This is a genomic window from Rhodococcus sp. AZ1, assembly GCF_054979605.1.
In genome coordinates, this window is record NZ_JBUEQF010000010.1 from 16650 (window position 1) to 42462 (window position 25813).

Here is a 25813-nt window from a genome sequence, read left to right on the forward strand (position 1 = left end):
CTCGGTCGAGAGGTATGTTCTTCTCGCGCAGCACGGCTGTCCGGCTGTCGGACCGGTAGCTTTCGCCCGCGGAGGTTACGGTCATATTTCCGGACCCGCGGCCGGGTCGCGTTTTTGTAGCGACTGGCGACATTGTGCACAACCTGTGTCTACAGTCGAGCCATTATCCGGGCCCCGCAGCGTCACCACCGCTGCCGGACGGTCCGCTCGTCGACCGTGCCCCGCCACCCGCGGTGCACGGACTTCACCTTGGAGGAACAGCGCACGTGAGAATCAGAAAAGCAGCGGCGATCGCCGCTGTCCTCGTGGCAGCGACAGGCGTGCTGGCGGCCTGCGGTGGCGGGAGCTCGAGCACGTCCGGCAGTGGCTCGTTCAGCGTCTACATCGGCGAGCCGGAGAACCCACTCATTCCCGGCAACACCACCGAGAGCGAGGGCAACCAGGTTCTCAAGGCTCTGTTCACCCCGCTGGTCACCTACAGCGATGCCGACAACTCGTTGCAGTACAACGGCGTTGCGCAGTCGGTGGAGTCCACCGACAACATCAACTGGACCATCAAGCTCAAGCCGGGCTGGACCTTCCACGACGGCACCCCGGTCACCGCCTCCTCGTACACCAAGGCCTGGAGCTACAACGCTCTGAGCACCAATGCGTACGGAGCGTCGTACTTCTTCGAGAACATCGACGGGTACGACCAGTTGCAGGCACCCAAGGACGCCAAGCCGGCGGCCACCGAGCTCTCGGGTCTGAAGGTCGTCGACGACACCACGTTCACCGTCAAGCTCAAGAACCCGTTCGCGATCTTCCCGATCACGTTGGGCTACACCGCCTTCTACCCGCTGCCCGAGTCCTTCTACGCCGACCCCACCGCATTCGGTAAGCGTCCGGTGGGCAACGGGCCGTTCAAGGCCGACCAGGACTTCGTGCAGGGTCAGGGCATCAAGCTGACCCGCTACGACAACTACTCGGGTGAGAACAAGGCCAAGGCCGAGGGCGTGGAGTTCCGCGTCTACACCGAGATCGCCACCGGCTACACCGACGTTCAGGCGGGCGGGCTGGACATCCAGCTCGATCTCCCGCAGGACGCCTACGCCAGCGCGAAGACCACCTTCGGTGATCGCTACACCGAGCGCCCGCGCCCGGACATCACCTCCCTCGGATTCCCCACGTACGACCCGCGTTTCGCCGATCCGCGCGTGCGCAAGGCGATCTCGATGGGCATCGATCGCGCGGCGATCACCTCGGCCATCTTCACCAACACCCGCGTGCCGGCCGACTCGTACGCATCGCCCGTGGTCAGCGGGTACCGCAAGGGCGCGTGTGGTCAGACCTGCACGCTCAACGTCGCCGAGGCGAACAAGCTCCTCGACGAGGCAGGGTTCGACCGCAGCAAGCCGATCGATCTGTGGTTCAACGCCGGCGCCGGCCACGACCAGTGGATGACGGCGGTGGGCAACCAGCTGCGCACCAACCTCGGACTGCAGTACAACCTGCGCGGCGACCTTCAGTTCGCGCAGTACCTGCCCCTGCAGGATCAGAAGGGGATGACGGGTCCGTTCCGGTCCGGCTGGATCATGGACTACCCGTCGATCTACAACTTCCTGTCCCCGCTGTACAGCAAGGCGGCGCTGCCGCCCGCCGGGTCCAACGCCACCTTCCACGACAACCCGGCGTTCGATGCTCTGCTCCAGCAGGGCAACGCGGCGCCGTCGGTGGACGCGGCGACCGCCGAGTACCAGAAGGCGGAGGATCTACTCCTCGGTGAGCTGCCCGCCGCGCCGCTGTTCTACGGTCTGAACCAGGCCGTGTGGAGCGACCGGGTGAGCAACGTCAAGATCGACGGCTTCGGTGACATCGAGGTCGCGGACGTCACCGTCAAGTAGCACCCACCGGCGGGTGGGGGCGGTCCAACACGGCGGCCGCCCCCACCCGTTGTCAGTCCCGGTGACCACTCGAGGAGGGCCTACGTGGGCCGCTACATCACGCGCCGATTGTTGTTGACCATCCCGGTCCTGATCGGTGCCTCGTTTCTCATTTTCGCCATGGTCTACGCATTGCCCGGTGACCCGATCCGGGCCCTGGCCGGTGATCGCCCGCTGGCCCCAGCCGTCGTGGCTCGGTTGCGCGACCAGTACAACCTCGACGATCCGTTCCTCGTCCAGTACGGCAAGTACATCGCCGGGCTGCTGCGGGGCGACTTCGGAACGGACTTCGCCGGCCGACCGGTGCTCGACACCATCGAGCGTCGCCTGCCGGTGACCGTGCGCCTGACCATCGTCGCAGTGCTGTTCGAGACCATCATCGGCATTGCGGCCGGTGTGCTCTCGGCCCTGAGGAAGAACTCGTTCTTCGACAACCTGGTGCTCGTGTCCACCACGTTCCTGGTCTCGATCCCGGTCTTCGTTCTCGCGTTCGTCATGCAGTACGTGCTCGGGTTCAAGCTCGATCTGTTCCCGATCGCGGGCATAAGCCAGGGCTGGTACAGCTACATCCTTCCCGGCCTGGTCCTGGCGTCGCTGTCGATGGCGTACGTCGCGCGGCTGACGCGCACGTCCATGGTCGAGGCGCTCGATGCCGACTACATTCGCACCGCCCGCGCCAAGGGAATCGGGTATCGGCGAATCGTGACGCGGCATGCGTTGCGCAACAGTCTGATTCCGGTCGTCACCTTCATCGGCGCCGACGTCGGCGGGCTGCTCGGAGGCGCGATCGTGACCGAGTCGGTCTTCAACATCCCCGGCATCGGCCGCGCGATCTTCGACGCCGTCAAGAATCAGGAGGGCGCCGTGGTGGTGGGGATCGTGACCCTGCTGGTGTTCTTCTACATCTTCTTCAACCTCGTCGTCGACGTTCTCTACGCCGTCCTCGACCCCCGAATCAGGTACTGACACATGAGCGAATCAGGTACTGGCACATGAGCATCGACAAGGCCGCGGAGATTCCTCCGCTCGACGCCTCCGCGCAGGACAGCCTGTGGGGCAACGCGTGGAAGTACCTACGCAGAAGCCCCTTCTTCATCATCGGCAGCGTGCTGCTGACCCTGTTGATCCTGATGGCCCTCGTCCCGTCGCTGTTCGCGCGCGGAATCGATCCGAGGGCGTGCGATCTGTCCCGCTCCAAGTTGCCACCCAGCTCCGAGCACTGGTTCGGCACCGACATCCAGGGTTGCGACTACTACGCCAACGTCATCTACGGCGCCCAGATCTCACTGGCGATCGGATTGCTGTCGGTGATCGGGGTGCTGATCATCGGTGTCGTGGTCGGGGCGCTCGCGGGATACTTCGGGGGCGTCCTCGACAGCTTCCTCGCACGGTTGACCGACATCTTCTTCGGCATTCCGCTGATCCTCGGCGCGCTGATCCTGCTCACCGTCACCAGCGAGCGCACCGTCTACACCGTGTCGTTGGCGTTGATCGCGTTCGGGTGGATGACGGCGATGCGACTGGTCCGCTCGAGCGTCATCGCCATCAAGGAGAGCGAGTACGTCCAGGCTGCTCAAGCCCTCGGCGCGTCCACCTGGCGCATCCTCGTCCGGCACATCCTGCCCAACGCGCTCGCGCCGGTGATCGTCTACGCCACGATCTCGGTCGGCATCTTCATCGCCGCAGAGGCGACGCTGACCTACCTCGGCATCGGTCTGCAGGCGCCCGCGATCTCGTGGGGCCTGCAGATCAACGTGGCGCAGAACCTGATCAGCAGCGCGCCGTACCTCGTGCTGTTCCCCGCCGGGTTCCTGTCGGTGACCGTCCTGGCATTCATCATGATGGGCGACGCGCTGCGCGACGCACTCGATCCGAGACGGAGCTGAGCCCGTGACCGAACCGTCAACCCTGCTCACCGTCACCGATCTCACTGTCGAGTTCCAGGTCGGCAAGGTCTGGTCCACAGCGGTGGACGAGGTGTCCCTGAGTATCGGTCGGGGCGAGATCCTCGCCATCGTCGGCGAATCGGGGTCGGGCAAGTCGACCACCGCCATGGCCGTGCCCGGCCTGCTCGCGGCCAACAGCCGCGTGTCCGGCAGCATTGCACTCGACGGCCGTGAACTGGTCGGACTGGACGAGCGTGAGCTGCAGGGCGTCCGCGGCAAGAACGTCGCGGTGATCTTCCAGGAGCCGATGACGGCGCTCAATCCCGTCTACACGATCGGGTGGCAGATCGTCGAGGCCGTGCGCGCCCACAGCGATCTGGACAAGAAGGCTGCCCGCGAGCGCGCGGTGGAACTGCTTCGGCTGGTGGAGATGCCCGATCCGGAAACCCGGGTGGGCTACTACCCGCACCAGCTCTCCGGCGGCCAACGTCAGCGAGCCATGATCGCCCAGGCCCTGGCCTGCGATCCGCGACTGCTGATCGCGGACGAGCCGACCACGGCACTCGACGTTACGGTGCAGGCCGAGATTCTCGAGCTGATGCGCGATCTGCGTGGACGCGTCGACGCGGCGATCCTGCTGATCACACACGACATGGGCGTCGTGGCGGACATGGCCGATCGCATCGTCGTCATGAAGGACGGTCGGGTGGTCGAGACCGGAACCTCCGATGCGGTCTTCAACCGTGCCGAGCATCCCTACACGCGCCAGCTCCTCGAATCCGTGCCCCACCTGGGTTCGACCATCGGGCGCAAGGTCGACGAGGTCGAACGCACCGCCGACTACGCACTCGAGATCGTCGACGCGGTCATCGAGTACCCCGGGCGCGGTCGTGACGGTGCCTTCCGGGCGGTCGACGAGGTCAGCCTCACCGTCGAGCCCGGTGAGATGGTCGGCCTGGTCGGCGAGTCCGGCTCGGGCAAGTCGACGGTCGGCAAGGCCGTCGTTGGGCTGCTGAAGCTGACCTCGGGATCGCTGAAGGTGGCGGGCACCGATATCACCACCGCGTCGACCAAGGAACTGCGCCCGGTGCGCAGCAAGGTCGGCATCGTCTTCCAGGATCCGGGCTCGTCGCTCAACCCGCGGTGGCCGATCGGGCAGTCGATCGCCGAGCCGATGCTGTTGCACACCGATCTCGATCGCGGCGAGCGGAACAAGAAGGTCACCGACCTGCTCGATCGCGTTCATCTCGATCCGAGCATGAGGAACCGGTATCCGCACCAGCTCTCGGGCGGTCAGCGTCAGCGCGTCGGAATCGCCAGGGCGCTCGCGCTCGATCCTGCGCTGCTCGTCGCGGACGAGCCCACGTCGGCCCTCGATGTGTCGGTGCAGGCTCGCGTGCTCGAGCTCTTCCAGGAGCTGCAGCGCGACCTCGGTTTCGCGTGCCTGTTCATCAGCCACGATCTCGCGGTGGTCGAGGTGCTCGCGCGCCGCATCGCCGTGATGAACGCGGGGAAGCTCGTCGAGTTCGGCACCACGGATCAGATCCTGCGCTCGCCCACCAACGCCTACACCAAGCGTCTCCTGGCGGCCGTTCCCGTGCCGGATCCGACCCAACAGGCCGAGCGTCGCAAGGCGCGGGCCGAGCTCCTGGCGTCCGGCGGGCAGGCGTAGCAGCGGTACCGTCGGGCCTGTGAGCATCGACCCCCTGGCACCTCTGCTGAACCTGCCCGGAGTTCGGGACGCGGCCGATCGGGCGCGTGATGCCCTCTCGGCCGTACACCGGCACCGCACCAACCGCCGTGGATGGCCGGCGTCGGCGGCGGAGGCGTCGGTGCGGGCCGCGCGAGCATCCGCAGGTATCGACGGGGCCTCGCTCGATATGCCCGCCGACGGCGAGTCCGCCGACCCGTTGCTGGCCGGTGCGTTGCGTGTGGCGCAGGTACTCGACGGTGATTCGCTGCCGATCATGGTGGGCACCTGGCAGCGGGCGCCCCTGCAGGCGCTCGCCCGGCTGCATCTGCTCGCAGCGGCAGATCTGGTCACCGACGCATCCGAGCTCGGTCGACCGCGTGACGACTCGTCCGTCGGGCAGCGGCTCGGGCTGCTCGCCGACCTCGTCACCGGTGGCACCTCGGCACCCGCGCCCGTGCTGGCCGCCGTCGTACACGGGGAACTGCTGACCCTCGCACCGTTCGGGACCGCGGACGGGATCGTCGCCCGCGCGGCGTCGCGGCTGGTGGCGGCATCGAGCGGGCTCGATCCGCACAACCTCGGCGTCCCGGAGGTGAGCTGGCTGCGCCGAGTGGCCGCCTACCGGACGGGCGCTGACGGTTTCGCCGCCGGAACGGAGCAGGGCGTCGGCAGCTGGGTGATGCTGTGCTGCGGTTCCTTCGAAGCCGGCGCCACCGAGGCACTGTCCATCGCCGACGCCGGGGGCTGAGCGGATCGGGACTCAGAAGGGTTCTCACACGGAAGGGGCGGCCGGGCCGATGTGATCGGTCCCGCCGCCCCTGAGCACGGACTGCCCGGTTACCAAGCGTGCTGACTGTGGTTGCGGTGAAGTCCTTCTTCACGTGGCCTCGGCGCAGAGTTCGGGGAGAACGGTTCGTCCGCCGCAAGCTGTGCGGTCACCTTGCCGTACTCGCCGAATTGCGCAGGCCCACAACGCTTGTGCCTTCATAGCGGCGCGCTACGCGTGGGTGCCTGACGTCCGTGCTGGGAAAGCTCGGCTGGGAGGGCGACCCTTCTCTTCCGACTCGTCCTTGGCCTTCCGTCTTTCCGTACCTCATTCATACCCTGTGATCTGCTTCACAGCAAGGGTCGAAATGTACGACTTTTCCGGCGCACAGCGGCATACGTCAGGGCCCCGATCGCAACGGCGGCAACCCCCGCGGCGACCGCTGCGGATGTCGGCGTCGGAGTGCTCAGCCGCGCCTGCAGCGAGACGGGATTGGAGAACGTCAGTATCGGCCAGCCGCGCGCGGCGGCCTCCTTGCGCAGGGCGCGGTCCGGATTCACTGCTGTGGGATGACCCACCGCCTCGAGCATCGGAAGGTCGGTGATCGAGTCGGAGTACGCGTAGCAGTCGGCCAGGCGGTACCCGTCCCGTTCGGCGAGCTGTGTCATCGCCTCCACCTTGCCGGCTCCGTAGCAGTAGAACTCGATGTCCCCGTTGAACTTTCCATCCACCACGGCCATGCGAGTGGCTGCAACCTCGTCCGCGCCGAGCATCGCCGCGATCGGTCGAACCATCTCCTCACCGGACGCCGACACCACCACCACCCGATGCCTGCGCTGCCTGTGATCGGCGATCAGGTCGGTCGCCTCGGCGTAGACGAGAGGATCCACCACGTCGTGGAGCGTCTCGGCCACGATCGCGCGCACCTGCTCGGCGTCCCACCCGGTGCACATGTTGGCCAAGTTGGCTCGCATCCGCTCCATCTGGTCGTGGTCGGCACCGGACACCAAGAACAGGAACTGGGCGTAGCTGCTCTTGAGCACTGCCCGCCGATTGATCAACCCCTGATCGAAGAACGGCCGGCTGAACGCGAGCGCGCTGGACTTGGCGATCACCGTCTTGTCGAGGTCGAAAAAAGCTGCCACAGGTCTGCTATCAATCGTCATAACAGGATTGTGGTCTGCTTTGTCTGCGGGTGCACTCACAGCCCCGAGGATAGGGCGAAAATGCGCGCACGGGTTGTCATGGATGGGCGCGAAAGGTGGATGCACGGGTGTAGGCTTACAGACATCCCGGATCCGTCCGGGCGTGATCAGCCCACCCCCCCGGGGCTGATCACTGACGACCCCCGCCACCCCCCCTGGCGGGGGTCGTCCCTTTGCGCGAGCTGATCGTGGCAGTCGGCGTCGATCATGGAAGTAGCTCGTCCGGGTGGTGGAAGTGGTTCACCCGACCGGTCCGGTCGGGATCCAGCCCGACCGGGGGATGCCACAGCGTTCGCCCCGCGAACGGATGCCCCTGCGGTGCCATCGAAGTGGCCCAACTGCTGTCCTCGTCGCCGACTAGACCGTGGTGGCGCGGGCAGGCGAGGGTGAGCTGGTCCATGTCCGTGGTTCCGCCGCGGGCCCACTCGGTGCGGTGGTGCACCTCGGTCTCGGTGGCGGGCCGGCTGCATCCAGGGAACGTGCACCCGCGCTCGCTCGCGTAGAGCGCGAGGCGTTGGTCGACCGACGCGATCCTCCTCGTCCGGCCGAGGTACAGCGGCACATTCCGGTGGTCCAGCACGAGCAGGTACGGGTGTACCGATGCCGCCATTCGTATCGCATCGGGAATGGAGATCGATGATCCCGTCGCCGTGAGCGCGAGGCCGGTTGCATTTTCCAGATCTGCAAGCGTCATCGTAATGATGGGAATGACGGGTGCGCCGCGATTGCGCCCCAGAATTCCCGACGAGATCACCGATGAGAACAGCATTTTGACTGCATCATGGGCCCGCTGTCCGCTGGTTCGAGTGTCGCGTCGCGCGCGTGTCTCCTCGGTGTCGGTGTCGGTGTCGGTGTCGGTATCGGTATCGGCCGACGGGTCCGGGTCGTCGGGATTGCAGAAGCCGGGGCGTGCATATTTCGCAAGCACGGACTCGAGGTACGCACGCAGCTCCGCGTCGATGCAGAACGAGCCGGTGCTCAATCCGTCCGGTCCTTGTTCGCCGAGGCGGAAGAAGCGCTTGCGGGCTGTGTCGGGACCGATGATCGGCTCCGGGCCGTCGGCATCGATGCGTTGCAGCAGTCGATTGGCGAGTGCTCGCAGCTGCTCCGGTGGAAGTGCCGTGGCGTAGTAGGCCAGAGCCTCCTCGGCCTCGGCGCGCACGACCGGATCCGTCGCAGTGGACAGATGGTTGAAGAAGTCCACGATCACGGTGACGTTGGACGGGCTGATGGTCCCGCTGCGTACGCCTCGGGCAGTGTGCTCGAGGACGGGTGGCAGCTCCTGGCCGGTGATGGACCGTCCGGGCGTGAGCAACTGTGCGAGTCGCAGACGCCTGCTCGCGTCGGAACCCGTGATGTGAATGAGGTCGGCCAGCGCGTTGCGGGTGGTGTGCGGGTGATCCTGCAGCGCTTCGGTGTCGACGATGTCCGCCAGAACCTGGTGCCCAGCACCAACGAGAAGTCTGGTCAACGAGTCGATTTCGCGGTAGAGCGTCACCAGATCAGGCGCGGTGAGGTGGCAGCGCTCGGTGGACATCAGTGCCTGAACTCCATCTCGCGCGGCACCGATGGCCGAGATGAGCGCATCGTCCATCGCGGTGGGTCGCTCCGGAACGACGCCGTCGGCGGTGAAACCACCGGGTGTATACCCGCTGGCTCCCGAATATGTTGTGGCCGAGCCGTGTTCGCTCGTCGGTCCGCCCGATTTCATACCCTCGACCCTACTGCTGATCCCTCGATCATAGAACATATGTTCGATAACAATTCCGTTACATGTTCCGCTCGGCGCTGCGGTGCGGTTCCCTACACCACCACCCGAGGGGCCGCTCGCAGTTATCCACAGGACGTGAATCATCCACAGCCTCAATGACTGTCACTGGATCACCGGCCACCCTCGGGTGCACGATGACGCCATGACACCTTCCCGACCCGTGCTTGCGATCTGCCGTGACCGCGCGCTGCTGACCGCAGCTCGCCGTGTCGCGGCGGCCGTCGACCGGGAGCTGGTCGAGCGGTCGGAGCCGTCGAACCGCGCCGAGTGGGAGTCGGCCGCGCTGGTCCTCGTCGACGTCGAATCCGCCGAATTCATTGCGGAACAGCGCTTTCCTCGCCGACACGGCACGCTGCTGCTGGCGAACGAGCAGGCCGACGTCGAACACTGGCGAGCGGCAACCGAGGTGGGCGCCGACGCGGTGTTCGTTCTTCCCGAGCACGAGACCCACCTTGTGCGCGCGCTCGCCGAGTCCGTGGACGACGGAGGTGACGGAACGGTCGTGGCCGTCGTCGGTGGCTGCGGAGGTGCGGGAGCGTCTACGTTCGCTGCAGCTCTCGCCCTCGCCAACGATCACGGTCGAACGCTGTTGGTCGACGTCGATCCGCACGGCGGGGGTTTGGATCTGCTGCTGGGGTGGGAGGGCCGCAGCGGGCTGCGCTGGCCCGACCTCGTGCTCGACGGCGGTCGGGTCAGTGCCGCGGCGCTGCACGGCGCACTACCGAACCGTGGTTCGGTGTCCGCTCTGACCACCAGGCGGGATGCGGTGGGCCTGACCCATCCGTCCCCGGCGGCGGCAGCGGCCGTGGTCGACGCCGCCCGTGCGGCAGGTGACCTCGTGGTGTGCGACCTGCCACGCACTCGCACCGAGACCGCGGATCTGGTTCTCGAGCGGGCGGACCTCGCCGTGCTGGTGGTTCCGGCACGCGTGCGCGCCGTCGCCTCGGCCGCACTGACCGCAGAGCGGCTCGGCCGTATGACCGCGCACGTGGGGTTGCTGGTGCGCGGGCCGGCGCCAGGGGGCCTCGCCACGTCGGACGTCGTCGACATTGTGGGGCTCCCCCTGTTGACCTCGATGCGACCACACCGCGGCCTCGACGCTGCAGTCGACCGTGGTGGTCTTCGTCTGGTCGGCCGTTCGGCGCTCGCGGTCGGAGCACGCGAGGTTCTGCAGATCCTCGGGGCACGCCGATGACCGCATGGATCTCCACCGACCTCCTGGACAGGGTCAGAGAACGCCTGGCTCAGAGCACCGAAGCGCCCACCCCGGCTGTGCTCGCGGCCGCTCTGCGCGCCGAAGCGGGCGGTGTACTGGGCGATACGGAACTGCTCTCTGCGCTGCACCTGCTGGACACCGAGCTCACCGGGGCGGGACCGTTGGACTCGCTTCTGCACGACGGTGCGGTCACCGACGTCCTGGTGACCTCGCCCACGGACGTCTGGGTCGATCGGGGCGGCGGTCTGGTGCGATCGCCTGTGACGTTCCCTGACGAGGCAGCGGTTCGGCGGCTCGCTCAGCGGCTCGCGCTCTCGGCAGGTCGGCGGCTCGACGATGCACAGCCGTGGGTCGACGGCCGCCTGCCCGGTGTCGGACACGGCAGCTTCGGAGTGCGACTGCACGCAGTTCTAGCGCCGGTGGCGCAGGGTGGAACCTGTCTGTCGCTACGGGTCCTGCGCCCCGCGACCCAGGGCCTGGCCGCGCTCGAACACCGCGGCACCATCGCGCCCGAAGCCGCAATCATGCTGCGCCGCATCATTGCGGCCCGGTTGGCGTTCCTCGTCGTCGGTGGGACCGGTGCAGGAAAGACGACGGTGCTGGCCGCCATGTTGGGCGAGGTGTCCGCGGACGAGCGCATCGTGTGCGTCGAGGACGCCGCCGAGCTGGCGCCCACCCATCCGCACGTGGTGCGGCTCGTCGCGCGACCGGCCAATGTCGAGGGTATCGGTGAGGTGACGATCCGCGATCTCGTCCGGCAGGCCCTGCGGATGCGCCCCGATCGCATCGTGGTGGGTGAGGTGCGTGGGGCGGAGGTGGTCGACCTGCTCACCGCGCTCAACACCGGGCACGACGGCGGCGCCGGAACAGTCCACGCCAATTCGCCCGACGAGGTTCCCGCTCGCCTGGAGGCCCTCGCAGCGCTGGGAGGACTCTCCCGTGCGGCCCTGCACAGCCAGCTGGCGGCCGCAGTGCAGGTGGTACTGCATGTGCGCCGTGACGCCGATGGTCGGCGGGAGCTGGCCCAGATCGGGGTTGTTCGGCGCGGATCGAACGCCATGGTGACCGTGGTGCCGGCGTGGCGCGCGGACGGGTCCGCGGTCGATCGTGATGCTCTCGAGCGTGTCATCGCAGCGAGAACGCCGTGAGTGCGGCCCTGGCTCTGATCGCCGCAGCCGTCCTGGTCGTTCCCGCGCCGTCGGTGCGCGGGCGGCTCGCACCGATCGCCCCGAGGCAGCTCCCGGTGATCGCGCCGGCAGTGTGTGCCGCCGCGGCGGCAGTGGCGGGAGGGGTGCTCGCCTGGTTGGCCGGCACCGCGGTGGCAGTGGCGGCGGCGACCCTCGCGGGCACTCTCTACCTGCGCTACCGGCGGGGTCGGGCGCAGGCCGAACACGATCGGGCGGTAGAGGCGCTCACTGCCGGTCTCGAGGTTCTGATCGCCGAACTGCGCGTCGGCGCTCATCCTGCTGCGGCATGCGAGAGCGCTGCACGCGAATCGAACGACGACGGGGTCTTCGCCGCGGCGGCCGCACGCGCACGGTTGGGAGGATCCGCGGCGGCGGCGGTCGGTTCCGCCGACGGTCCGGCCGCTGCGGTGACAACCCGAATCGGGCGTGTCTGGGCGCTCGCCGAGTCGCACGGCCTGGCGCTGGCGACCCTGCTGGACGCCTCGCGCGCCGACATTGCCGGGCGGCGTCAATTCGCCCGTCGAACCCACGCTGCTCTGGCGGGCGCGCGAGCGACGGCGCTGGTGTTGGCCGCACTGCCGGTGCTGGGGGTCGTGCTCGGCCAGATGATCGGCGCGGCGCCGCTCGCCGTGCTGTTCGGCGGAGGACTCGGTGGGATTCTGCTGATGATCGGGACGGCACTGGTGTGCGCCGGCCTGCTGTGGACCGACCGGATCACCGACGTGGTGGCGCAGTGATGGTGGTGTTGGTTCTCCTGGCCGCAGCGCTGGTGGTGTTGCCGCGGTCGACGGGTGGTCGTGCGCGGCTTCACGCCGTGGAGACGGTGATCGCCCCTCCCGACGCCCCCGGTGCGCCCGACCCTCTCGCGGTGGCGGGTGCTCTCGACCTGCTCGCGGCGTGCCTTCGATCGGGGCTGGACGTTGCGGCGGCGGCGCAGGCGGTGTCCACGTCGGCGCCGGAGCCGCTCGGGCGCAATCTCGTTCGCGCTGCGGACCTGCTTGCGATGGGTGCAGATCCGGTGGCGGCGTGGGAGTCGGTGGCCGACGACCCCGAGACCGAGGCACTGGCCAGGATGGCCCGTCGATCGGCGAGGTCGGGATCCTCACTGGCAGAGGGTATCTCGGAGCTCGCCGCCACTCGCCGTGCCGAGGCCGAGGACGCTGCCGCGGCAGCCGCCGAACGAGCAGGGGTCTTGATCTCCGGCCCGCTCGGGCTGTGCTTCCTACCCGCCTTCCTGTGTCTGGGCATCGTGCCCGTGGTGATCGGGTTGGCGGGCACCGTTCTACGTGGGGGTCTGCTGTGACCGCCGCGTCCACACGTCGACGCAACAGGGCGTCGCGAACACATGAGGGGGACAGTGATGTCGGAGACGATGGGAACGACGAAGTGGTCGAACACGACGAAGTGGTCGAACATGCTGGACGAGATCAGGATTCGAACGATGACGTTCGCTGCCGAGGACGACGGGATGTCGACGGCCGAGTACGCGATCGGCACCATCGCAGCCGCAGCGTTCGGGGCGGTGCTCTATACCGTTGTCACCGGCGACAGCATCGTGACGGCGTTGACCTCGATCATCGACAAGGCGCTGAACACCCAGACCTGACAGCGCCGAGTCCCATCCTTTCGGGGCCCACCCGTCCGGACCCGGCCGGCGATTGTGGCGCGGTGACGGTGGAGGCGGCGATCGCGTTGACGTCGATCATCGCCGTGGTGGTGCTGTGCCTCGGCGCCATCGCCGCCGTCGTGGCCGATGTGCGGTGCATCGATGCTGCACGAGAAGCAGCGCGATTGGCGGCGCGGGGAGATGCGTCGTCGGCGGTGTCGGCGGCCGAGCGGGTGGGGCCGCGGGGTGCGCGTGTGGTGCTGCGGGAGGAGGGGACGACGGTGGTGGCCGTGGTGTCGGCGCCGTCGCCCGTTCCGTGGTTCGAGGTCTCGGCCGAGGCCGTGGCGGCCACCGAACCACGCACCGCTGAGCCCCTCTCCGCCGGGAGCCCGCCGTGACCGGGGAACTCGCGGCGGAGGAACTCGCGGCGGAGGATCTCGTGACCAATGACAGCGGTTCGGCAACCATCGTCGGGGCATTGGTGGTGATGGCGCTGGTGGTGATCGCGGCGCTGGTCATCGGGGTCGGTGGCGCGGTGGCATCTCGGCACCGAGCGCAGTCGGCCGCGGATCTGTCGGCGCTGGCCGGTGCGTACGCGGTCGAGCGGGGCGTCGAGGCCGGGTGTGCCGCCGCGCGCGCGTCGGCCGCGCGGATGCGGGCGCGAGTTCAGGACTGTCGAGTCGACGGGTGGGACGTGCAGGTTCGGGTGAGCGTGCCCACCGTCCTCGCGCGGCTCGGGGTGCGTGATGCGATCGCGTCCGCTCGGGCCGGGCCGGACGAATCGGGCCCCTGATTATTGTTCGTTGTTTTCACGACGAAACGGAGTTCGGTCGCCGTGTCGGTGGTTAACGTCCCAAGTCGCACCAGCCGCGCACCGCCGAGGAGTCGCCCCGTGTCCCAGCAACCGCAGGCCCAGCAGCGGCATGCCCGGCAACCACAGGCCCGGCAACCACAGGCCGGGGTGGCGCGAACGCCCACCAGCACCGGTCGGGCGGTGTTCAACACTGTGCGCGGCTCATTGGGCAACCTCGTCGAGTGGTACGACGTGTACGTCTACACCGTCTTCGCCACGTACTTCCAGGGCAGCTTCTTCGCCGACGGGGAGCCGAACGCCGGGATCTACACGTCGGCGATCTTTGCGGTGACGTTCGTGATGCGACCGGTCGGGTCGTGGTTCTTCGGCCGCTATGCCGACCGGCACGGACGCAGACCCGCACTGGTACTGAGCATCTCGGTGATGGCGGCGGCTTCCTTGGCCATCGCTCTCACCCCCACTGCGTCGACCATCGGGTCGTCGGCCGTGGTGATCCTTGTGCTCTGCCGCCTGCTGCAGGGTTTCGCCACCGGCGGGGAGTACGGCACCTCTGCGACGTACATGTCGGAGGCGGCGACACCGGGTCGCCGTGGCTTCTTCTCGTCGTTCCAGTACGTCACCCTCGTCGGCGGCCATGTACTGGCCCAACTGACCCTGCTCACCCAGCAGTGGTTGCTGACCGACGAGCAGATTCGATCGTTCGGGTGGCGGATCGCGTTCGTGATCGGTGCTGTGGCCGCGGTGGTGGTGTTCTGGCTGCGGCGCAGCATGGACGAGTCCCTCACCGTCGACACCACCGGCCGTCGCAGCGGATCCATGACCGAGTTGCTCACCGCGTATCCGAAGCAACTCCTGATCTGCTTCCTGGTGACCCTCGGTGGAACGGTCGCTTTCTACACCTACAGCGTCAACGGCCCGGCGATCGTGAAATCCGCGTACAGCGGTCAGGGCATGACCGCGACGTGGATCAATCTTGCCGCGCTGGTCCTGCTGATGCTCATCCAACCGCTCGGCGGCCTGCTCAGCGACAAGATAGGACGCAAGCCGCTGCTCGTCGGATTCGGTGTGGCCGGGGTGCTGTGGACCTGGACGTTCCTCGACCTGCTGCCCCGGGTGACCACACCGCTGGCGTCGTTTGCGCTGCTTGCCGTGACCTATGTGATCCTCACCGGATACACATCGATCAACGCGATCGTGAAGGCAGAACTGTTCCCTGCCCATGTGCGCGCCCTCGGTGTCGGGCTCGGATATGCGTTGGCCAACTCGATTTTCGGTGGAACCTCGCCGTTGATCTACGAGGCAGCCAAGAAGCGCGACGCGCTCGACGCGTTCTCGGTCTACGTCATTGCCGCGATCGGGATCTCCCTCGTGGTGTACGCGGTGGTGCTGAAGAACCGGCCGGTCACCTATTTGGACACGGAGGCGGACAACTACTCCGCATCGGTGAAGCAGCGATGACGTTCCTCATCGTTACCCATGCGTAATGAATGGTGTGCTCACGCGTCATGTGACATGGATTGGCTGGTGAGACGAGCCTGAGAGCCGGGCCTCGTTTCACCGATTTCCGGAGGTACCACGTGTCCGATCCGATCCTGCGACACCTCACCGAGGACGCCATTGCCGCCGTCGGTCGGCGAACGTTCTTCAAGGCCGTGGCGGCTATGGGGGCCGGCGCAGGGGTGGCCGGTGTTGCCGCCGGATGTGGCCACGGCTCCCCGTCCGCCCCCGCCGCGGGCCGGGGTGAGAGCGCAGTTCTCCAGCCGGGGCAGGGAACACGCGGTGGGGATCTCTACCTTTCATCGGAACCGGACCAGGTGCTGTGGGGGTACGTCCCCACCGTGCACGCCTCCCCGGTGATCCGCATGCGGTCCGGTCAGACCATCACCATCGATGCCGTCTCGCACGAGGGCATCCTCGAGGACCAGGGCCGCGATCCCGTGGCCTACTTCGGCAGTCACGGGGTGTCCGCGGACGCAGTCCTCGAGGACGCGAAAGCGATTGCTGCGCAGTACCGACGCACACCACGAGACTTCGTCGTCGACGGCCCGCACGTGGTCACGGGTCCGGTCTTCGTAGAGGGCGCCGAGCCCGGCGACGTCCTGCGCATCGACACACTCGAGGCCATCCCGCGGGTGCCGTACGGGGTGGTGTCGAGCCGGCACGGCAAGGGTGCGCTCGCGCGAGCGGCGAGTGGTGGCCCGCCCGCCGGGATCGAGCTGTCGGAGGTGATGCCGCCCATCGGCACCGACAACCGTGCCGATCCGGATCCGACGGGTCGCGGCAACGTCTCGGTCTTCACTCCGATCGAGGACGGCAAAGGTGTTCTGCCCGTCGGCTCGTCGGGCAAGGTCCGGTTCCCACTGCGTCCGTTCATGGGGATGATGGGCGTTGCCTTCTCGCAGGACACCGATCCGACGGCCGACTCGGCCAACTCGATTCCCCCGACGCTCGGGGGCGGCAACATAGATATCCGCCAACTCGGTCCGGGCTCGTCGTTCTACCTGCCCGTCGTCGCGCCGGGAGCGCTGTTCTACGTGGGTGATCCGCACATGGGGATGGGCGACGGCGAGGTGGCCCTCACCGCCATGGAAGGGTCACTGCGCGCGACGTTCCGACTGACCGTGTGCAAGAAGGGTTCCGGGGATGCGCCGAGCGTGGCCTACCGGTACCCCTTCGCCGAGACCGCGGACGCGTGGATCCCGATCGGCCTCTCCGATCCCGACGGTTCGGTCGGCGGTCAGGGAACCGACCTCGGTGTCGCACTGCGCCGAGCCGTGGTCAACGCCCTCGACTACCTCGAGAACGACCGCGGCATGGACCGGGCGACGGCGTACGCCTACCTTTCCGCAGCGTCGGACTTCACGGTGTCCCAGGTGGTCGACCGCACCGTGGGTGTGCACGGAATGATCTACAAGGACCACTTCGCCTGACAGGCGATCGCCACCCCGTCCGCAACGCGTCACTTCTCATCGCCACAGCACCCCTCAGCGCCGCATCACCCGTGCAACGAATGCGTCCGAGTCGGGCAGAGACTGCACGAGCACCCCGGAATGGTCGGCCGACGGGTAGACGTGCAATTCGAAGGGCTGTCGGTTGGCCGTCATCTGCGCTGCCAACGACAGGGTGGCGGGCGCGGGCACCGTGACGTCCACCAGGCCCTGGCCGAGGAACACCGGCTCGGCGTAGCCAGAGTCCGGAGTGCCGAGGTACGCGCGAACGATGTCGTAGATGCCGGGGATGGTCGACAGCGGTGCACGGAACAGGGTGCGCAGATCGAGATCCTGGGCGTACGGGCGAATGTCGGTGCCGCACGCCGATTCCGCGATGTCGGCGAGTTGGCGCCCCCGGTCGGTGAGGAGAGCGTCGATGTTCAGGTCCGGTCGGGCATCGCGCAGACCCGCCAGAATGTAGAGCGTGTAGCCGTTGAGCGAGCGGGGGAGCGTCACCGGGGGGAACGTGGGGCCGCCGTACTGGATGATCGTCTCGAGGTTGGCCGGGGCGCCCGTGGCGACCACGCCCCGAAAATCCAGCCCGGAACCGCGGGAGAACTCGTCGGCGTAGCGGGCGGCGTTCAGTGCGGCCCCGCCCCCTTCCGAGTGGCCGATGGCCAGCCACGTCGGCGAGAGTGCGACGGGCAGTTGCCGTGCGGCGATCACCGAATCCACCACCGAGTGCGCGGCGCTGACCCCGTCGAGGTAGTTCAGCAGGCCCGGCGTGCCCATGCCCACGTAGTCGGTGGCCACGATCGCGTAGCCGCGTCCGAGCCAGTGATCGAGGTACGCGGCCTCACCGGGATCGCGCGGTTGAACGGAGGGTGCACAGTCGTCCCCGGTGCCCACGGTTCCGTGCGCCCATGCCATCACCGGCCAGCCACCGGCCGGGGCGGTGCCTGGTGGCAGGAACACCGCGCCCGTGCTGGTCGCCTTCTCCCCGCGGGCGTTCGTCGTGGAGTAGAGGATGCGAAAACTCGACGCCGCGCCGGCGAGCGACACGCGCGTGTCGAGGGGACGGAACTGCATCAACTCGCCGGTGCTCGCGGGAATCGACCCCGAATAGGTCGCGGCCTCCAGGCCGGAGAGGATCGGATCGGGAATCGACGACGCGTGTGCGGTCGGCGCGAGCGCGACCGAGACCGCGGCAACCATGGCGACGGCCGAGACACCGACAGTGGACCGCAGGCGAGCCGAGAGATCTGTCATCGTCGCAGCCTAGATCCTCGCCGAACCGCCGCCACCGAGTTCGCGGGAGCTACCTCAGGCTTGTTTCTGACCAGTCAGGTCCTCGATCGCACCGCGCATGTGGAACCTGATCGCGGATTCGAGATCGGCGAGATCGCCCGCGAGCAGCAGGTCGAGCAGCTTCTGATGCTCCTGCACCAGCACACCCACGCGGGGATACGACACTTCGAGGTTGAGGATGCACATGCTCGACTCGGCTGCGAGGGTGTCGTAGATCCGCAGGAGCCGCGAGTTCCCCGTGCCCTCCACGAACGCTGTGTGGAACTGCATGTCCAATCTGGTGAGCGCCCGCCAGTCCGACGCCTCGACCGGCGCCGCCATCTCCGCGAGGGTGCTGCGCAACGCATCGGCGGTTGCCGCGATCGCCTCGGGGCCGGCCGCGAGAAGAATGCGCGCCGACGCGAGCTCGACGGCTTCACGCACCGAGTAGATCTCGCGGATGTCGTGGTCCGACAGATCCGGCACGAAGACACCGCGATTGCGATGACTGACCAGAATGCCCTCCTGGGACAGCCGTTGCAGCGCTTCGCGAATGGGTCCGCGGGATGTGCGCAGTTGGCTCGCGAGCGCCGACTCGTTGATCTGCTGCCCTGGCCGGTAGACACCCAGCACGATCTGCTCACGCAGGTGATCGGCGATCAATTGCGCAGTGGGTCTGCCTTCGAGGACGAGCGCCACATCGGTTTCGGTCATGACACGCCGTCCCCTCGTTGTGAATGTCGGGTTGAAGACTCTGAATTGCGGATCGAACGCGGTGAGTTCAGGGATCGAGACCGGGCCACGGCGGTGTACTTGATTTCCAGGAATTCGTCGATCCCGACCTTACCGCCCTCGCGACCGAGGCCCGAATGCTTGACGCCGCCGAACGGTGCCGCGGGATTGGAGACGATTCCGGTGTTCACTCCGACCATTCCCACTTCCAGTGCCGCGGAGAAACGCATGGCCCTGTCGATGCTCTCGGTGATGACGTAGCCCACCAGTCCCCAGCAGGTGTCGTTGGCCAGAGCGATCACCTCGTCCTCGGTGTCGAAGGCCGTGATTGCGGCAACAGGACCGAAGATTTCGGTGCTCATCAACTCGGCGTCGGCGGACACGTTCGTCAACACGGTCGGCGCGTAGAAGTAGCCGGCTGCTTCGGGTGCGTATCCGCCGGTGACGACGGTGGCACCGCGGGCGACGGCGTCGTCGACCAGGTGCGCGACCTTGTCCAGGGCCGACTGCTCGATCAGGGGACCGACCTCCACACCCGGGGTGGCACCGTCCCCGACCCGCAGGGCCGCCATTCGGGCGGTGAAGGCCGCGGTGAACGAGTCGACGAGTGAGCGGTGCACGAAGAAGCGGTTGGCGGCCGTGCACGCCTCGCCCATGTTGCGCATCTTCGCCTTCAGGGCGGCGTCGACGGCGGTGTCCAGATCGGCGTCGTCGAGCACGATGAACGGTGCGTTCCCGCCCAGTTCCATCGACGAGCGCATCACGTTCTCGGACGCCTGGCGCAGCAGCAGCTTCCCCACCTCCGTCGAGCCGGTGAAGCTGATCTTGCGGGCGATGCCGCTGCTCATCCACTGTTCGACCACCGGTGCGGGGTCACTGGTGGTGACGACGTTGAGAACGCCGTCGGGCAGCCCGGCCTCGCGGAAGATGTCTGCGAGGGCGAGCGAGGTGAGTGGGGTCAGCTCGGCGGGCTTGAACACCATCGTGCATCCGGCGGCGACGGCGGGCGCGATCTTTCGGGCGCCCATCGCGAGGGGGAAGTTCCACGGCGTGACCAGAACACACGGCCCGACCGGCTCCTTGGTGACCAGGATCGTGGTGGCACCGTCGGTGGAGACGGTGCTGTCGCCGCCGATGCGGACGGCTTCCTCGGCGAACCAGCGCAGGAACTCGGCGCCGTACGCCACCTCGCCGCGGGCCTCGGCGAGCGGCTTGCCCATCTCGGCGGTCATCAGTGCGGCGAGGTCGTCAGCGCGGTCGGTGACGATCTCGAACGCCCGCCGCAGGATGTCGGCCCGACGTCGGGGCGTGGAGTGCGCCCACGACGGCTGGGCGCGATGGGCGGCGGCGATCGCCAGTTCGGCGTCGGCCACCCTCCCGTCCGCCACCCGGGCGAGAGTTACGGCGGTGGCGGGGTTGTCCACCGCGAAGGTCCCGGCGTCGACTGCAGGTCGCCACACGCCGTCGATGAACAGGTCAGTGCGAATTCTGCGGAGTGGCGAGGTCTCCGCCGGCGCTTCCGTCGCCACCGGCGCGTGCGGTGCGGTGGTCACGACGTTGCCACCTTCAGAGCCTGGCCGAACCGGGAGAGGCCGTCGGCGATCTCCGTAGCGCTGACCGTCAGGGGCGGGATGATGCGAATGACGTTGCCGAACGGTCCGCAGGTGAGCACCAGGAGCTCGGCCTGCACTGCGGCCTGCTGCACGGCGAGAGCCGTTGCGGCGTCCGGGGTTCGACCGTCACCGCTGAATTCGACGCCCTGCATGAGGCCGTAACCGCGAACGTCGCCGATCACCGGGTACTCGCGCTGCAGGTGCTCGAGTCCGGCGCGCAGTTCGTCGCCCCGCGCCGCGGCGTTGGCCACCAGGCCTTCTCGCTCGATCACCTCGAGGGTGGCCACACCGGCGGCAGCTGCGACGGCGTTGCCGCCGTAGGTTCCGCCCTGCGATCCGGGCCAGGCCTTGCTCATCAGGTCGGTGGAGGCGGCGATCGCCGAGATCGGGAACCCGCTGGCGATTCCCTTGGCGGTGATGAGGATGTCGGGCCGTACATCGGAATGATCTGCGCCCCAGAACTTGCCGGTACGTCCGACGCCGGATTGAACCTCGTCGATGATGAGCACGATGCCGTGGCGGTCGGCGCGCTCACGCAGGCCGCGCAGGAACGCCGCCGGGGCGGGTAGGTAGCCGCCGTCGCCGAGGACGGGTTCGATGATGAATCCGGCCGTGTCCGCGGGTGCGCTGGTGCCCTGCAGGAGAGCGTCGAGCTCGCCGAGGGCGAAGGCGACGGCCGTGTCCTCGTCCCAGCCGTAGCGGTACGCCCACGGGAACGCGGCGATGTGGACCCCGCCCATGAGAGGGGCGAAGCCCGATCGGAAGCGTGTACCCGCGGTCGTCACCGACGCGGCTCCGACTGTTCGGCCGTGGAAGCCGCCGTTGAACGCAATGATGTTGGGGCGCCCGGTTGCCATGCGCGCCAGGCGAATCGAGGCTTCGACGGCCTCGGCGCCGGTGGTGGCATAGAAGACGCTGTCGATGCCGTCGGGCAGGTGCGGCCCGAGCTTGTCGGTGAGTTCGAGAAGCGGGGTGTGCATCACGGTCGTGTACTGCGCGTGGATGACCTTGCCGACCTGCTCACGGGCCGCTGCGACCACGTGGGGGTGGCAGTGACCGGTACTGGTGACGCCGATTCCGGTGGTGAAGTCGAGGTACTTCTTCCCGTCGGTGCCGTGGATCCAGCTGCCGACGGCGTGATCGACGACGACGGGAGTGGCCTGCTTGAGAACGGGACTCAGTGTTGCCATGGCGAACATTCTTTCCAGGTGATTGTCGATTGTCAACAATATTGCTACGTGGTGAGAGCTGAGAGGGCGCCGGCTACGAAGCGATCGGGACGCAGATGCTGCGGTGCCGCACCAGTGCCGAGCGCCGCGGCCGCCGCCAGGTCCCCGAGTCCGCTCGCGATCTTGAAGCCGGCTCCCGAACAACCTGTTGCGCAATGGATCCTGCTGCCGGGCGACGTCGGACCGATGAGTGGATCCTGGTCGTCGGTGTAGAGGTCGGACCAGCAGTCCGAGCGCACGATGCTCGGGATCAGGCCGGGGAAGAACTCGGTGACGGTGTCGAGCGTCTCGGATGTCTCGGCTGCGGTGAGCTCGCGCCCGAGTGTGTCGGGGTTGTCGGTGGGCGCCGATCGCCCGTCGAGAGTGGCTTTGACCGTGACCCCGTCCACCGACGGTGCGCCGTACATCGATCGCTCGCCGGAGATGCGAATGAAGACGGGGAACCGGTCGGGGGCGAACTCGGCCGGCTCCCGGGCGACGAACCACGTCAGATAGATCCGTCGCGGATGGGTATGTGCGCGAACAGTGTTCGGCAGCAGACTCGACGACCAGCTGCCCGATGCCACGATCGCGGAGTCGAAGGTCCAGGACCGCGTGCCGGAGGTCAGCGTGACCCCGTCGGCGTCCTCACGGATCGAGTCGATCGGCGTCCCGGTGTGAACCTCGGCTCCCCGTGCGCGCGCCGCCTCCACCGCGGCGGTGACTGCCAGATCGGTGCGCAGCGCGCCCGCTCGCGGGTCCAGCACCGCGACGTCGTTCGCGCGCAGGTTGTGCTGGGGAAATCGGTCGGCCATCTCTGCGTGGTCGAGCAGAACGTGTTCTGCGCCGGTGGCGGCCGTGGTGGACAGCAGCGCAGAGATGTAGGGGCCGCCCGCGGATCCGATCGAGAGGCCACCGGATCGGATCAGGACCGAGCGTCCGGACTCCTGCTCGAGCTCGTCCCACACCTGCCGCGATCTCACCAGGGTCGGGTAGAGCTCCGGTGATCCGCGGTAGAGCATGCGGAACAGCCGTGTGTCCCCTCCGGCGGCACTGCGTCCATGGCCGGGTGTGTGAGCCTCGAATCCCACGATGTCGCCGGGCTCGGACACCCGGGCCGCCCGCCAGAGCGCCATGCTCCCGACGCTGCCGAGTCCGATCACGGCGAGACGTCCGTCGCGCGCCATCTAGAGCACCTGCTTCAAGAACGCCTGCGTACGTGATTCCTTCGGATTGGCGAGCACCTCGCGCGCATCGCCCCGCTCGACGATGCGTCCGTCGTCCATGAACAGCAGGGAATCCGCGACCTCCCGGGCGAAACCCATCTCGTGGGTCACAACGATCATGGTCATGCCCTTCTTCGCCAGATCCTTCATCACCGCGAGTACCTCACCGACCTTCTCCGGGTCGAGCGCGCTGGTGGGCTCGTCGAACAGCATGATCTGCGGATCCATGGCGAGTGATCGTGCGATCGCAACCCGTTGCTGTTGACCGCCCGACAGCTGCGCGGGGTAGTGCCTGCCGAAACCCTTCAGCCCGACACTGGCCAGCAGAGCTTCGGCCCGGTCGCCGGCGGTCTTCTTGTCCACCTTCTTCACCAGCACCGGCCCGGACATCACGTTCTCCTTGGCGGTCATGTTCGGGAACAGGTTGAAGTTCTGGAAGACGAAGCCGATCTCGGTTCGCTGCATTGCCAGGTGCTTGCGACTGAGCGGGTGATAGGCGGTGGGCGTCTCGTGGTAACCGAACGGTTCGCCGTTGACCTCGAGTACACCGAGGTCCACCGTCTCGAGGCCGTTGATGCAACGCAGCAGCGTCGACTTGCCCGACCCGCTGGGGCCGATGATGCAGCAGATCTCACCGCTGGCGATGTCGAGATCGATGTTCTCGAGTACGGTGCGACTGCCGAAGCTCTTCTTCAGTCCGCGTGCGAGTACTGTTCCGTCGCAGGTCATTTCGCCTCCACGGCAGGGACGGTGGGATCGAGGTTCTTGACCTTGCGTGGAATCCTGGCGCTCGAGCGCGAGTAGTACTGCTCGAGTTTGGACTGCGGGTAGGACAGGATCAGCGTCATCGCCAGGTACCACAGGCTGGCCACGATGAGCAGCGGGATGGTCTGGAAGTTGCGGGCGTAGAGCAACTGCACGCTCTGCAGCAGTTCGGCGACGCCGAGAACACTGACAAGCGAGGTCTCCTTGAGCATGCCGATCGCCTGGTTGCCGGTGGCCGGGATGATCGAGGGCATCGCCTGCGGGATGATGATCTTGCGCATCTTGGTCATCGACGACATGCCCAGCGAGTCCGCAGCCTCGATCTGCCCCTTACCCACCGAGGAGAACCCGCCGCGAATGATCTCGGCCATGTAGGCGGCCTGGTTGAGCGTCAGACCGATGATCGCCGCGGTGATCGGGGTGATGAGCGCATTGGTGTCGATGGCCCGGTTGATGTCGGTGAACGGGATGCCGATGGACAGATCGGGATAGAGCGCGGCGATGTTGAACCAGAAGATCAACTGCACCAGGACCGGCGTGCCACGGAAAATGGTGATGTACACCGTTGCGGTGGCTCGCACCGGCGCGACGGTGGACGATCTCATGACGGCCAGGATCAACCCGATGAGAGTGCCGAATACCATGCTCACCACGGTGAGATAGATCGTCAGACCCAGCCCCCGCATGATCGACTCGTTGGTGATGTAGCGGCCGACGACATCCCACTTGAAGTTCTCGTTCGTTGCGACGGAATAGATCACCCCCACCGCGACGAGCGTGAAGATCACCCACGCCACGTACTCACCCATGCTGCGCCGTCGCAGCCTCGGCTTGAGCGCCGGGTCGCTGCCACCGACGGTCGATGTCGTCGTCATCACGTTGGCCATAGTGGCCCCTCTCTCCGTTGTCCCTGCCCGTCAGCCCTGGTTGAGGGCTGCTTCGGTGACCGCGCCGTCGGACAGGCCCCACTTGGCGAGGGAGGTCTTGTACTCCGGGCTGTCGAGCACCGACTGCACGGCGGCCTGCAGGGCCGGTGTCAGCGGCGAACCCTTCTTGACACCGATGGCGACCACGGAGGGCTTCTGAGTGTCCACCTGCGGGCTCAGGACTGTGAACGTGCCGGGTTGCTGCTTGTCCGCCCAGGCCAGCGCGGGGGTGTCGTAGAAGACGCCGTCGACGCGCTTGGAGGCCAATTGGGTCAGAGCGTCCTGCACGTTGGGCAGGGTGACGCCGGTGATCGCCGGCTTGCCCTGTGAGGTGCACGTGCGCTCGGAGAGGTTGGGCAGGTGCGTCAGCTGCGCGGTCGAACCCTGGGTCACCGCAATGTTCTTGCCGCACAGTGTGTCGTTGGTGAGCTTCTCCGGGTTGCCGTTCGCCACCGCCACCGACACCCCGTCGTCGAAGTAGTTGATCATGTCCAGTACCTGCAGGCGCTCGGGTGTCGGTGACATGGTGGTGGCGGTGAAGTCGTACCGTCCGCCGTCGATACCGGGGATGATCGTGTCGAACCCGGTGTTGACGAACTCGAGACCGAGACCGAGCTTCTTGGCGATCAGTCGTGCGATGTCGGGGTTGAGGCCGATGGCCGTCTTGTTGTCGTCGGCCAGGAAGGTGGTGGGCGGGTAGTTCAGGTCCATCGCCACGGTGAGCTTGCCCTTGTCCTTGATCGACTGGGGGAGCAGGGCGACGGCTTTCGCGTCCGCCGAGACGCCCTCGGAGATGTCCGAGGTGTCGCCGGTGGGGTTGCCGGTTCCGCTCGCACCCGCATCGCTGTCGGCGTTGGTGCACCCGGTCAGGACGATCAGCAGCGCGGCGCCCAGCGCGACCGCGCGAGCGCGGGCCGAGCGGGTGATGAGGGTGGTGGTCATCGGTGTCCCTTCGCGAGTGTGGCGCGGATTACATGTCGTCCGCGAGATGTTTCGATCAAACCACCAAGGTCCGTAGATTGTCGACAGTTCACAGTTAATTTCTCGTCACGGACAACTG

Annotated in this window: 24 protein-coding genes; 14 read left to right on the forward strand and 10 right to left on the reverse strand. The window is 67.3% G+C overall.

What is annotated here, in order from left to right; all coding sequences use genetic code 11:
- Positions 1–266 precede the first annotated feature (266 nt).
- The 5 genes from ACY48E_RS13200 to ACY48E_RS13220 all read left to right on the forward strand — a co-directional run bounded on the left by ACY48E_RS13200 (position 267) and on the right by ACY48E_RS13220 (position 6249).
- Entirely contained in the window at positions 267–1883 is a 1617-nt protein-coding gene (locus tag ACY48E_RS13200; protein ID WP_462872668.1) for a peptide ABC transporter substrate-binding protein, read from the forward strand.
- 84 nt (positions 1884–1967) lie between these two features.
- Positions 1968–2888 (forward strand): ABC transporter permease, encoded by a 921-nt coding sequence (locus ACY48E_RS13205; RefSeq protein ID WP_462872669.1) that lies wholly within the window; start codon positions 1968–1970, stop codon positions 2886–2888.
- 26 nt (positions 2889–2914) lie between these two features.
- Complete coding sequence (locus ACY48E_RS13210) at positions 2915–3808, forward strand: ABC transporter permease (RefSeq protein ID WP_462872670.1); 894 nt, start codon at positions 2915–2917, stop codon at positions 3806–3808.
- Between the two features lie 22 nt (positions 3809–3830).
- Positions 3831–5480, forward strand: a complete 1650-nt coding sequence (locus ACY48E_RS13215; protein ID WP_462872760.1) for an ABC transporter ATP-binding protein — start codon at positions 3831–3833, stop codon at positions 5478–5480.
- Between the two features lie 19 nt (positions 5481–5499).
- On the forward strand, positions 5500–6249 hold the full coding sequence (locus tag ACY48E_RS13220; RefSeq protein WP_462872671.1) for a Fic family protein: 750 nt from the start codon (positions 5500–5502) through the stop codon (positions 6247–6249).
- A gap of 368 nt (positions 6250–6617) precedes the next feature.
- Here ACY48E_RS13220 and ACY48E_RS13225 read toward each other — a convergent pair whose 3' ends face one another.
- Entirely contained in the window at positions 6618–7433 is an 816-nt protein-coding gene (locus ACY48E_RS13225) for an HAD family hydrolase (RefSeq protein WP_462872672.1), read from the reverse strand.
- A 244-nt stretch (positions 7434–7677) separates the two neighbouring features.
- Positions 7678–9183 carry an HNH endonuclease signature motif containing protein gene (locus ACY48E_RS13230; protein ID WP_462872673.1) on the reverse strand — a complete coding sequence of 502 codons (1506 nt, stop codon included), beginning with the start codon at positions 9181–9183 and terminating at the stop codon, positions 7678–7680.
- A gap of 202 nt (positions 9184–9385) precedes the next feature.
- Between ACY48E_RS13230 and ssd the strand changes: the two genes are divergently transcribed.
- The 9 genes from ssd (at position 9386) to ACY48E_RS13275 (ending at position 16996) form a co-directional block, all read left to right on the forward strand.
- Positions 9386–10438, forward strand: a complete 1053-nt coding sequence (gene ssd / locus ACY48E_RS13235; protein WP_462872674.1) for a septum site-determining protein Ssd — start codon at positions 9386–9388, stop codon at positions 10436–10438.
- Complete coding sequence (locus ACY48E_RS13240; RefSeq protein ID WP_462872675.1) at positions 10435–11607, forward strand: TadA family conjugal transfer-associated ATPase; 1173 nt, start codon at positions 10435–10437, stop codon at positions 11605–11607. The genes ssd and ACY48E_RS13240 overlap by 4 nt, the downstream gene beginning before the upstream one ends.
- Positions 11604–12383 (forward strand): type II secretion system F family protein, encoded by a 780-nt coding sequence (locus tag ACY48E_RS13245; protein ID WP_462872676.1) that lies wholly within the window; start codon positions 11604–11606, stop codon positions 12381–12383. Before ACY48E_RS13240 ends, ACY48E_RS13245 begins: the two co-directional genes overlap by 4 nt.
- Entirely contained in the window at positions 12383–12949 is a 567-nt protein-coding gene (locus ACY48E_RS13250; protein WP_462872761.1) for a type II secretion system F family protein, read from the forward strand. The genes ACY48E_RS13245 and ACY48E_RS13250 overlap by 1 nt, the downstream gene beginning before the upstream one ends.
- A gap of 111 nt (positions 12950–13060) precedes the next feature.
- Entirely contained in the window at positions 13061–13252 is a 192-nt protein-coding gene (locus ACY48E_RS13255) for a DUF4244 domain-containing protein (protein WP_462872762.1), read from the forward strand.
- A 62-nt stretch (positions 13253–13314) separates the two neighbouring features.
- A complete protein-coding gene (locus ACY48E_RS13260) occupies positions 13315–13650 on the forward strand; it encodes a TadE family type IV pilus minor pilin (RefSeq protein ID WP_462872677.1) in 336 nt (111 codons plus the stop codon).
- Entirely contained in the window at positions 13647–14045 is a 399-nt protein-coding gene (locus ACY48E_RS13265; RefSeq protein WP_462872678.1) for an Rv3654c family TadE-like protein, read from the forward strand. Before ACY48E_RS13260 ends, ACY48E_RS13265 begins: the two co-directional genes overlap by 4 nt.
- 168 nt (positions 14046–14213) lie before the next feature.
- The gene (locus ACY48E_RS13270) at positions 14214–15524 is read left to right on the forward strand and encodes an MFS transporter (protein ID WP_462872763.1); all 1311 of its coding nucleotides are present in this window, start codon (positions 14214–14216) and stop codon (positions 15522–15524) included.
- Positions 15525–15643: 119 nt separating this feature from the next.
- On the forward strand, positions 15644–16996 hold the full coding sequence (locus ACY48E_RS13275; protein ID WP_462872679.1) for an acetamidase/formamidase family protein: 1353 nt from the start codon (positions 15644–15646) through the stop codon (positions 16994–16996).
- A 54-nt stretch (positions 16997–17050) separates the two neighbouring features.
- On the opposite strand, the gene ACY48E_RS13280 is transcribed toward ACY48E_RS13275, so the two are convergent.
- Genes ACY48E_RS13280 through ACY48E_RS13315 form a run of 8 tightly spaced genes read right to left on the reverse strand, consistent with a single transcriptional unit; the run spans position 17051 to position 25695 of the window.
- Positions 17051–18265, reverse strand: a complete 1215-nt coding sequence (locus ACY48E_RS13280; protein WP_462872680.1) for an alpha/beta hydrolase family protein — start codon at positions 18263–18265, stop codon at positions 17051–17053.
- A gap of 54 nt (positions 18266–18319) precedes the next feature.
- Positions 18320–18997, reverse strand: coding sequence for a GntR family transcriptional regulator (locus ACY48E_RS13285; protein ID WP_462872681.1), 678 nt, complete (start codon positions 18995–18997; stop codon positions 18320–18322).
- Positions 18994–20544 carry an NAD-dependent succinate-semialdehyde dehydrogenase gene (locus tag ACY48E_RS13290; RefSeq protein ID WP_462872764.1) on the reverse strand — a complete coding sequence of 517 codons (1551 nt, stop codon included), beginning with the start codon at positions 20542–20544 and terminating at the stop codon, positions 18994–18996. Before ACY48E_RS13290 ends, ACY48E_RS13285 begins: the two co-directional genes overlap by 4 nt.
- A 20-nt stretch (positions 20545–20564) precedes the next feature.
- Positions 20565–21818: an aspartate aminotransferase family protein gene (locus ACY48E_RS13295; protein WP_462872682.1), complete on the reverse strand. Its 1254-nt coding sequence runs from the start codon at positions 21816–21818 to the stop codon at positions 20565–20567.
- Between the two features lie 44 nt (positions 21819–21862).
- Entirely contained in the window at positions 21863–23023 is a 1161-nt protein-coding gene (locus tag ACY48E_RS13300; protein ID WP_462872683.1) for an FAD-dependent oxidoreductase, read from the reverse strand.
- The gene (locus tag ACY48E_RS13305) at positions 23024–23791 is read right to left on the reverse strand and encodes an amino acid ABC transporter ATP-binding protein (RefSeq protein WP_462872684.1); all 768 of its coding nucleotides are present in this window, start codon (positions 23789–23791) and stop codon (positions 23024–23026) included. It abuts the gene before it with no gap.
- Complete coding sequence (locus ACY48E_RS13310) at positions 23788–24702, reverse strand: amino acid ABC transporter permease (protein ID WP_462872685.1); 915 nt, start codon at positions 24700–24702, stop codon at positions 23788–23790. Before ACY48E_RS13310 ends, ACY48E_RS13305 begins: the two co-directional genes overlap by 4 nt.
- Positions 24703–24744: 42 nt before the next feature.
- Positions 24745–25695 (reverse strand): ABC transporter substrate-binding protein, encoded by a 951-nt coding sequence (locus tag ACY48E_RS13315; protein ID WP_462872686.1) that lies wholly within the window; start codon positions 25693–25695, stop codon positions 24745–24747.
- Positions 25696–25813 lie beyond the last annotated feature (118 nt).